Genomic DNA, 7,980 nt, shown 5'->3' with positions numbered 1-7,980 from the left:
GCTTGGCACACCCCTATCGTTCTCACTTCGCTACGCTTCGTGGAGTGCCGTTTCCCCTTGCAGGGGACGCCGCAAGGCATCCGGCAAAGCCGGTCTGCCTGCGGCCGCTCTGAAAGTCGGGGAGCTTGTGTACCCGAGACGGCCCGGATTATGGGTCTTTTAGGCCTCTAGCCCAGACGGGTCATGCGCGACCAGCTATTAAAAAAGTAGCACCCAGAATTCAACTGCCTGCGCTGCCTCCCTGATCGGCCGCCGACCCCTATTGTTACAAGTTGTTGCGGTGCAACAAAATCGGGATTAGTTGGATTTAGGGATGTCCGCCGACTTGCAAGCCGGGTACCTGGGCGCAAAATAGCGTTCCCAAAGGTAACCATTCCCGCCGCTTTGGACCCGCTTGAACGGGCCGAGCGCAAAGACGGGAAGTTTTTGTGTCCAGTAAAAAATCATCACTCGCGGCGCTCACCCTGGGCGCCATTGGTGTCGTCTACGGCGACATCGGAACCAGCGTCCTGTATGCCGTCAAGGAAGTTTTCGGTTCCGGGCATGTTCCCTTTACCCCCGACAACGTCTACGGCATCCTGTCCATCTTCTTCTGGACGCTGACCGTCATTGTCTCGATCAAGTATGTGGCGCTGGTGCTGCGCGCCGACAACAACGGTGAAGGCGGCCTGATCGCCATGCTGGCGCTGGCCTCCACAGCAGTAAAAGACAAGCCTCAGCTGCGCAAGACCTTGCTGATCGTCGGCATCTTCGGCACATCCCTGTTCTATGGCGACGGCGTCATCACCCCGGCCATCTCGGTCCTGTCGGCCGTCGAAGGCCTGGAAGTCGTCTCGCCTGCCTTCAAGCAGRGCGTGATCCCGATCACCCTGGTCATTTTGTTTGCCCTTTTTGCGGTGCAGAAGCACGGCACGGCGGGCATTGGCAAATTTTTCGGCCCCATCACGCTGATCTGGTTCGGCGTGCTGGCGTTGCTGGGCATTTCGCAGATCGTGACCCATCCCGAAATCCTGGTGGCAGTCAGCCCGCACTACGCGGTCATGTTCATGTGGGCCAACCCCGGTACCACCTTCATCATCCTGGGCGCTGTGGTGCTGTGCGTGACAGGCGCCGAGGCGCTGTACGCCGACCTTGGCCACTTCGGAAAAAAACCGATTCGCCTGGCGTGGTTTTCCGTGGTCATGCCTTCGCTGGTGCTCAATTACTTCGGTCAGGGCGCACTGCTCATAGGCAACCCTGCCGCAGTGAAGAACCCGTTTTTCCTGATGGCGCCCGAGTGGGCGCTGCTGCCGCTGGTAGGCCTGGCCACCATGGCTACCGTGATCGCCTCGCAGGCGCTGATCACCGGCGCCTTCAGCGTGACCAAGCAGGCCATCCAGATGGGCTATCTGCCGCGCCTCAATATCCAGCACACCAGCGTGCGCGACACCGGCCAGATCTACATGCCCTTCGTCAATTGGGGCCTCTTCATAACGATCGTGCTCGCGGTGGTGATGTTCCGCTCGTCCAGCAACCTGGCGGCCGCTTACGGCATCGCGGTATGCACCGACATGCTGATCACCACCATCCTGACTTTTTACGTGATTCGTTACGGCTGGCAGTATCCGCTGAGCCTGTGCATTGCGGCGACCGGTGTTTTCTTTGTCGTCGACTTCGCGTTCTTCGCCTCCAACCTCATGAAGCTGTTCGCCGGCGGCTGGTTCCCGCTGGTGATTGGGGGTGCGGTCTTCACGCTGATGATCACCTGGAAGGAAGGGCGGCACCTGCTCAATGAAAAGCTGCGGGCCGATGCGATCGATTTACCCAGCTTCCTGGACGCCGTCTTCGTCAGCCCGCCGGCCCGTGTCGAAGGCACGGCCGTATTCCTGACGGCCGAGCCCGGCAGCGTGCCCAACGCGCTGCTGCACAACCTCAAGCACAACAAGGTGTTGCATGAGCAGAATCTGTTCGTGACGGTGCGCAACCATGAGATCCCCTGGATCGGCATGAACAAGCGTCTCGAAATTGAATCACTGGGCCACGACTGCTGGCAGGTCAATGTGCACTACGGCTTCAAGAACGACCTGGATCTGCCCAAGGCCCTGCAGCAGATCAAGGGCAGGGGCTGCGAGCTGGAGTCGATGACGACCAGCTATTTCCTCTCGCGCGACACGGTGATCCCCACCATCGGCAGCGGCATGGCACCCTGGCGCGAGAAACTGTTTGCTCAGATGCACCACAACRCCAGCGGTGCGGCAGACTTCCTGAACCTGCCAAACAACTCGGTGGTGGAACTGGGCAGCAAGATCGAGATCTGAGGGTTTCTGGCCGTTCCCCCTTTTGCCCGAGGACTTGTTTTAAATATCTGGCACGCGTATTCCTGCTTGCGTGGGTTGAATTGTTGGTGCCAATCCATAGCTGCACGCGCCTGGCCGTATGGGCAAGCCGCATAAAGCAGGCTGGTGAAATTGTTAGAGCTTCATGCGCGGAGCTACGCGCCCTTGCCGCGCATGATGGCTGCGGCCACATCAGCCGGCGCCTCGGCATAGCGCTTGAACTCCATGGTGTAGGTCGCGCGGCCCTGCGTGAGTGAGCGCAAGGTGGTCGAGTAGCCGAACATTTCCGACAGCGGCACCTCGGCGCGCACCAGCTTGCCGCCGCCGCCCGCAATGTCTTCCATGCCTTGCACCATGCCGCGCCGCGATGAGAGGTCGCCCATCACATTGCCCATGAAGTCTTCGGGCATTTCAACCTCGACCGCCATCACGGGCTCCAGCAGCACCGGCTTGGCGCGGCGCATGGCTTCCTTGAAGGCGAGCGAGCCGGCCATGCGAAAGGCGTTTTCGTTCGAATCGACATCATGGTAGGAGCCGAACACCAGCGTGGCCTTGACGTCGACCACCGGGTAGCCCGCCAGCACGCCGGCCTTGAGCGTTTCCACAATGCCTTTGTTGACGGCCGGAATGTATTCGCGCGGAATCACGCCGCCCTTGATGGCGTCGACGAACTCATAGCCTTTGCCTGAAGGCTGCGGCTCCAGGTTGAGCACGGCGTGCCCGTACTGCCCGCGCCCGCCCGACTGCTTGATGAACTTGCCTTCAACATCGTTCACCGCCTGCCGGATCGTCTCCCGGTAGGCCACCTGTGGCTTGCCCACATTGGCTTCCACGCTGAACTCGCGCTTCATGCGGTCCACCAATATCTCCAGGTGCAGCTCGCCCATGCCCGAGATGATGGTCTGGCCAGACTCTTCGTCGGTGTGCACACGAAATGATGGGTCCTCCTGCGCGAGGCGGTTCAGCGCAATGCCCATCTTTTCCTGGTCGGCCTGGGTCTTGGGCTCCACGGCTTGTGAAATGACAGGCTCGGGGAATACCATTTTCTCCAGGATGATCACGTGGGCCGGGTCACACAGCGTGTCGCCGGTAGTGGCTTCTTTCAGGCCCACGGCGGCGGCGATGTCGCCTGCGCACACTTCCTTGACCTCGTTGCGCTCATTGGCGTGCATCTGCAGAATGCGGCCCAGGCGCTCGCGCTTGCCCTTGACAGGGTTGTAGACCGTGTCACCGGCTTTGATCACGCCCGAGTACACGCGAAAGAAAATCAGCTGTCCGACATAGGGGTCGGTCATGATCTTGAAAGCCAGTGCCGAGAAGGGCTCATCGTCTTTGGGGTGGCGCTCGGCCTCGCCGTCGTCCTCGGTGTGGCCCAGGATAGCGGGCACATCCGCCGGTGACGGCATATAGTCGATCACCGCATCCAGCATGGCTTGCACGCCCTTGTTCTTGAAGGCACTGCCGCAGAGCATGGGCACGATCTCGTTGGCCATGGTTCGCTGGCGCAGTCCCTGTTTTATTTCGTCCTCGCTCAGCGGCTCGCCCGCCAGGTATTTGTTGAGCAAATCGTCATTGGCTTCAGCGGCCGCCTCAATCATCTTGGTGCGCCACTCGTTGGCGGTCTCCACCAGGTCTGCCGGAATGTCGCCATACTCGAAATGCAGGCCCTGGCTGGTGTCGTCCCAGATGATGGCCTTCATCTTGACGAGGTCGACGACGCCCTGGAAGTGGTCCTCAGCGCCGACCGGAATCTGCACCGGCACAGCCACGCCTTTGAGACGTTCGCTGATCTGGCGCTGCACGCGGAAAAAGTCCGCGCCCACGCGGTCCATCTTGTTGACGAAAGCCAGGCGCGGCACCTTGTATTTGTTGGCCTGGCGCCAGACGGTTTCTGACTGCGGCTGCACGCCGCCCACGGCGTCATACACCATCACCGCGCCGTCGAGCACGCGCATGGAGCGCTCCACCTCGATGGTGAAGTCCACGTGGCCGGGCGTGTCGATGATGTTGATGCGGTGCTCGGGGTAGTTGCCGGCCATGCCTTTCCAGAAGGCGGTGGTCGCTGCCGAGGTGATGGTGATGCCGCGCTCCTGCTCCTGCTCCATCCAGTCCATGGTGGCCGTACCTTCATGGACTTCGCCGATCTTGTAGTTCACACCTGTGTAGAACAGGATGCGTTCGGTCGTGGTGGTCTTGCYGGCATCAATGTGCGCGCTGATACCGATATTGCGATAACGCTCGATAGGGGTGTGGCGGGGCATGGCGAACTCCTTTTTTGCCGGTCCGCGCTTGTTGGATTTGTTTGCACGGCCAGCTCGCCAGTTTGCGCCAAAGCGCCGGTCTTTGCTCGGTTTTCCCCGAGCACCCACGTCGGGTGTGGGTCCTGGTGTCAGGCCACTTGCAGCATTTCGGCCATGAAGGCAGGCAAAGGCCTGCCGTCCGACAACAGGTATTTCGCCATGGGGATCACCGCGCTCTGCACCGAAGGCCGCGCACTCATCCTGTCGCGCCATGCCAGCAGCAACGGTGTGGCCGGTGTGAGAGGCGCGCCCAGACGTTCGCCAAACAGCATCGCCACGTACAGGGCGATATCGGCAAATGAGAAGCTCTCCATCACGAACTCCCGCCCTTGCAGGAGATTTTCAAGCCGCGTGTAGAAGGCCCGCGCACTATCAATCGCGGCGACCGCTTGCGGATCGTCCAGGCTGTGCTGCAGGCCCATGAGCCGGATGATGTGAGGAAAGTAAACCTCGTCCGACATGTGCTCCATCTGGCGCGCGCGGGCGCGGGCGGCGATGCCGGCCGGCCACAGCGCGGGCTGGGGCTGCAGGTCTTCAAGGTATTCCAGGATCTGCGTCGAGTCAAACAGCTCCAGGTCGCCGTTGATCAGTACGGGCACCTGCTTTTTTGGGTTGATTCGCACGACCTCCGGGTGCTTGGGTGAGTAGCCCTCGGTCTGCGTGAAGGGCACCATGACGATATCGAGCGGTATGCCTTTTTCAAACGCAGCGATCTGCACCTTGGCGCCGAACATGCTGAGGCGGGCTGAATAGAGACGAATCGCGGGCGTTTTCTCTGTAGAGGTGTGCGGCATGGGTGGGTGAGTTTCGTGGTGATGGGCGTTTGTTCAATGACTATGACGTGGAGGGCGGCGGCTCACGGTCAAACAGACCGGGTGCGCCGCCGATCTCGGCACCTTCAATCAGTAGCATGCGCAGCTTGGTCGAGACGCCGCCAGGCGCGGAAAAGCCGCCCGACTGCGCGCCAGCCGCCAGAACGCGGTGACAGGGCACGACGATGGGAAACGGATTGTGCCCCAGCGCCTGACCCACGGCACGCGCTGAGCCGGGTTCGCCAAGCTCGGTGGCGATGTCGCCGTACGTGCGGGTCTTGCCTGGAAGAATCTCCTGCGCAATCGCGTACACCCGGCGGTTGAAAGAGGGGACGTGACGCAGGTCCAGTGTGCAAAAGCGCAAGTCACGGGCCTCACCCGCCAGCAGGGCTGTCATGGCATGTATGGCCAATTGCATGTCGTGCGGCGGCGTGGCAGGAGCCAGCTGCGCAAACTCCCTGTGCAAACGGGACAGCATGCGGCTCTCCGATGTTTCGGGCAGCCGCACGGCTGCAATCCCGTGTGCGTTCCACACCAGCGCGCACTGCCCAACGGCAGTGCCAAAAAGTGCGAAGGCGTGAAGTTCACTGTCTGCGGTCATGGTATCCGACATGCTACACGCGACCAGTATCTGAGGTTTGAGACATTTCGACAGGGGAAGATCGGCACTGCGAACTGCGGCCAATGCCACGTCAAAAAATCATCGTACCGATACAAAGCGGGCAGGTTTCGGGTGCCAATTGGACGGAGTTTCCCTTATGTATCGCCAGCCGCACATAGGCGCACATGGAGCCTGTTGTTATTGCCGCAGGGCGAATGCAAACAAGGGAATGTAAGAATTAATTTCGTTACCTATCTTGCATACAGCTGAAGCTTTTAATTTTCTGCAGACGTACCATGCGTTCTTTTTGAAGGAACTCACAATGGCAACACCGTTCTTTGGCAAGCGAGAAAACGAGACACCAACGGGCTTGCGTCATGGCCCGGGAAATGGCTATGGGACCACGGGCACTTCCAGTGCTTCCGGCGCGCTGCAGTCGGGAGCGTCGTCCACAAATGTGAACCAGCAAAACACCGCCAAGGCGGTCAATGAAGCACCTGTCGGCACGGTAAAAGAAGGCGGCAGCAAGTTGACGGTCGGCCCGAACATCAAACTCAAGGGCGTGGAGATCACGGACTGCGATACGCTGGTGGTCGAAGGCCTGGTGGAAGCCACCATGGATTCGCGAGTGATCCAGATTGCCGAGCAGGGTGCGTTCAAGGGCTCCGCAGAAATCGATGTGGCGGAAATCCGTGGCGAATTCAACGGCAACCTTACAGTGCGGCAGAAACTGGTGATTTACTCGACAGGAAAAGTCACGGGCATCATCCGCTACGGCAAGCTGGTGATTGAAGAAGGCGGCCAGCTTTCAGGCGAGATCCTGTTCGGTGCGCTGGCTGCGGCCAAGCCGGCGAGCGTGGTCAAACCAGGTTTGCAGGCGGTGTAGGAGACTTAAAGCAACAACAGGCGCATTTCTGACGCGCTACCGAAACCTCCACATCACTTCCCTGCTGCTCGCGGCAGGAAGGTGATGCGGAGTTTTCGTGTTTGCGGTTCGGGCTACTACAGCCACCGGAACGCCAGCGGTATCAGTGCAGACGCCAGAACCACCTGCAGGCCCAGCGCCAACCCGGCGTAAGCGCCCGCGTCGGCATTGACCTGCAAGGCTCTCGCGGCGCCCAGCCCGTGAGATGCCGTGCCCAGCGCAAAACCACGCGCGGCCCAGCCCGCAGCGTCCACGGGAATTCGCAAGGCGTCAAACAGGTATTTGCCGCTGAGCGCACCGACGAGGCCGGTGACCACCGCAAACACTGCCGCCAGCGCAGGGATTCCGCCGATCCTTTCCGCAATACCCATGGCGACCGGTGCGGTGACAGACTTGGGCGCTAGCGACAGGGTAACTTCGATGGGCAAGCCTACGGCCCATCCCAGCAACAATGCCGACCCGCTGGCCGCGGCACCGCCGGCCAGGGCCGCAAGCAGCAGCCGGCCCCAGCGCCTGCGCAGTTCTTCGCGCCGCAACCACAGTGGCCATGCCAGTGCCACCACCGCAGGGCCGAGCAGGAAATGGATGAACTGGGCGCCCGCAAAATAGGTGGGGTAAGGCACGCCGGTGGCCAGCAGGGTGCCGGCCAGGCAGACAACCGTCCACAACACAGGATTGGCCCAGGGCGCTTGTCCGAGACGAGCGTAAACGGCTTGCGCGAGCACATACACCACCAGCGTCGCGGTCAAGCCAAACAGGGGTGTGGCCGACAGGTAGACCCATAACTCCACAAATTTAGGCATGTGGAGGCTCCTGGGGAGGGGTGTCGCTGCGGTCCCGCAGCAGGTGCAGCATCAGTACGGTCACGAGCAAACCCGCCAAAGTGGACGCCACCACGACCAGCAACATGCGTGCGCCGTACTGGCTGACCAGTGAAAGATGGGTCATCACCCCGACGCCGACAGGTACAAAGAGTAACGAAAGGTGCGAAAGCAGGAAGTCTGCGCACACTGCCACAGGGGTGCGC

7 protein-coding genes are annotated in these 7,980 nt (G+C 60.8%); 2 read left to right on the top strand and 5 right to left on the bottom strand.

What is annotated here, in order from left to right; all coding sequences use genetic code 11:
- Positions 1-428 precede the first annotated feature (428 nt).
- Positions 429-2,297: a potassium transporter Kup gene (locus tag AC1D1X_RS10460; protein WP_477698241.1), complete on the top strand. Its 1,869-nt coding sequence runs from the start codon at positions 429-431 to the stop codon at positions 2,295-2,297.
- Positions 2,298-2,470: 173 nt separating this feature from the next.
- Here AC1D1X_RS10460 and fusA read toward each other — a convergent pair whose 3' ends face one another.
- The 3 genes from fusA to AC1D1X_RS10445 form a co-directional block, all read right to left on the bottom strand.
- Complete coding sequence (gene fusA, locus AC1D1X_RS10455; protein WP_477698240.1) at positions 2,471-4,576, bottom strand: elongation factor G; 2,106 nt, start codon at positions 4,574-4,576, stop codon at positions 2,471-2,473.
- A 128-nt stretch (positions 4,577-4,704) separates the two neighbouring features.
- Entirely contained in the window at positions 4,705-5,409 is a 705-nt protein-coding gene (locus tag AC1D1X_RS10450) for a glutathione S-transferase family protein (RefSeq protein WP_477668749.1), read from the bottom strand.
- A 40-nt stretch (positions 5,410-5,449) separates the two neighbouring features.
- On the bottom strand, positions 5,450-5,905 hold the full coding sequence (locus AC1D1X_RS10445; RefSeq protein ID WP_477673847.1) for a methylated-DNA--[protein]-cysteine S-methyltransferase: 456 nt from the start codon (positions 5,903-5,905) through the stop codon (positions 5,450-5,452).
- 445 nt (positions 5,906-6,350) lie between these two features.
- Between AC1D1X_RS10445 and AC1D1X_RS10440 the strand changes: the two genes are divergently transcribed.
- The gene (locus AC1D1X_RS10440; RefSeq protein WP_477668747.1) at positions 6,351-6,914 is read left to right on the top strand and encodes a bactofilin family protein; all 564 of its coding nucleotides are present in this window, start codon (positions 6,351-6,353) and stop codon (positions 6,912-6,914) included.
- Positions 6,915-7,030: 116 nt separating this feature from the next.
- Here the strand turns inward: AC1D1X_RS10440 and AC1D1X_RS10435 are convergent, their stop codons facing one another.
- Entirely contained in the window at positions 7,031-7,756 is a 726-nt protein-coding gene (locus AC1D1X_RS10435) for an LrgB family protein (RefSeq protein WP_477668746.1), read from the bottom strand.
- On the bottom strand, positions 7,749-7,980 hold a 232-nt coding region (locus tag AC1D1X_RS10430; RefSeq protein WP_477698239.1), incomplete at its 5' end, for a CidA/LrgA family protein. The genes AC1D1X_RS10435 and AC1D1X_RS10430, both read right to left, overlap by 8 nt.

This window comes from Polaromonas sp. P1_G4 (genome assembly GCF_056405475.1).
Note: the sequence above shows the minus strand (reverse complement) of the source record. Positions and strands in the feature narration are given on the sequence as shown.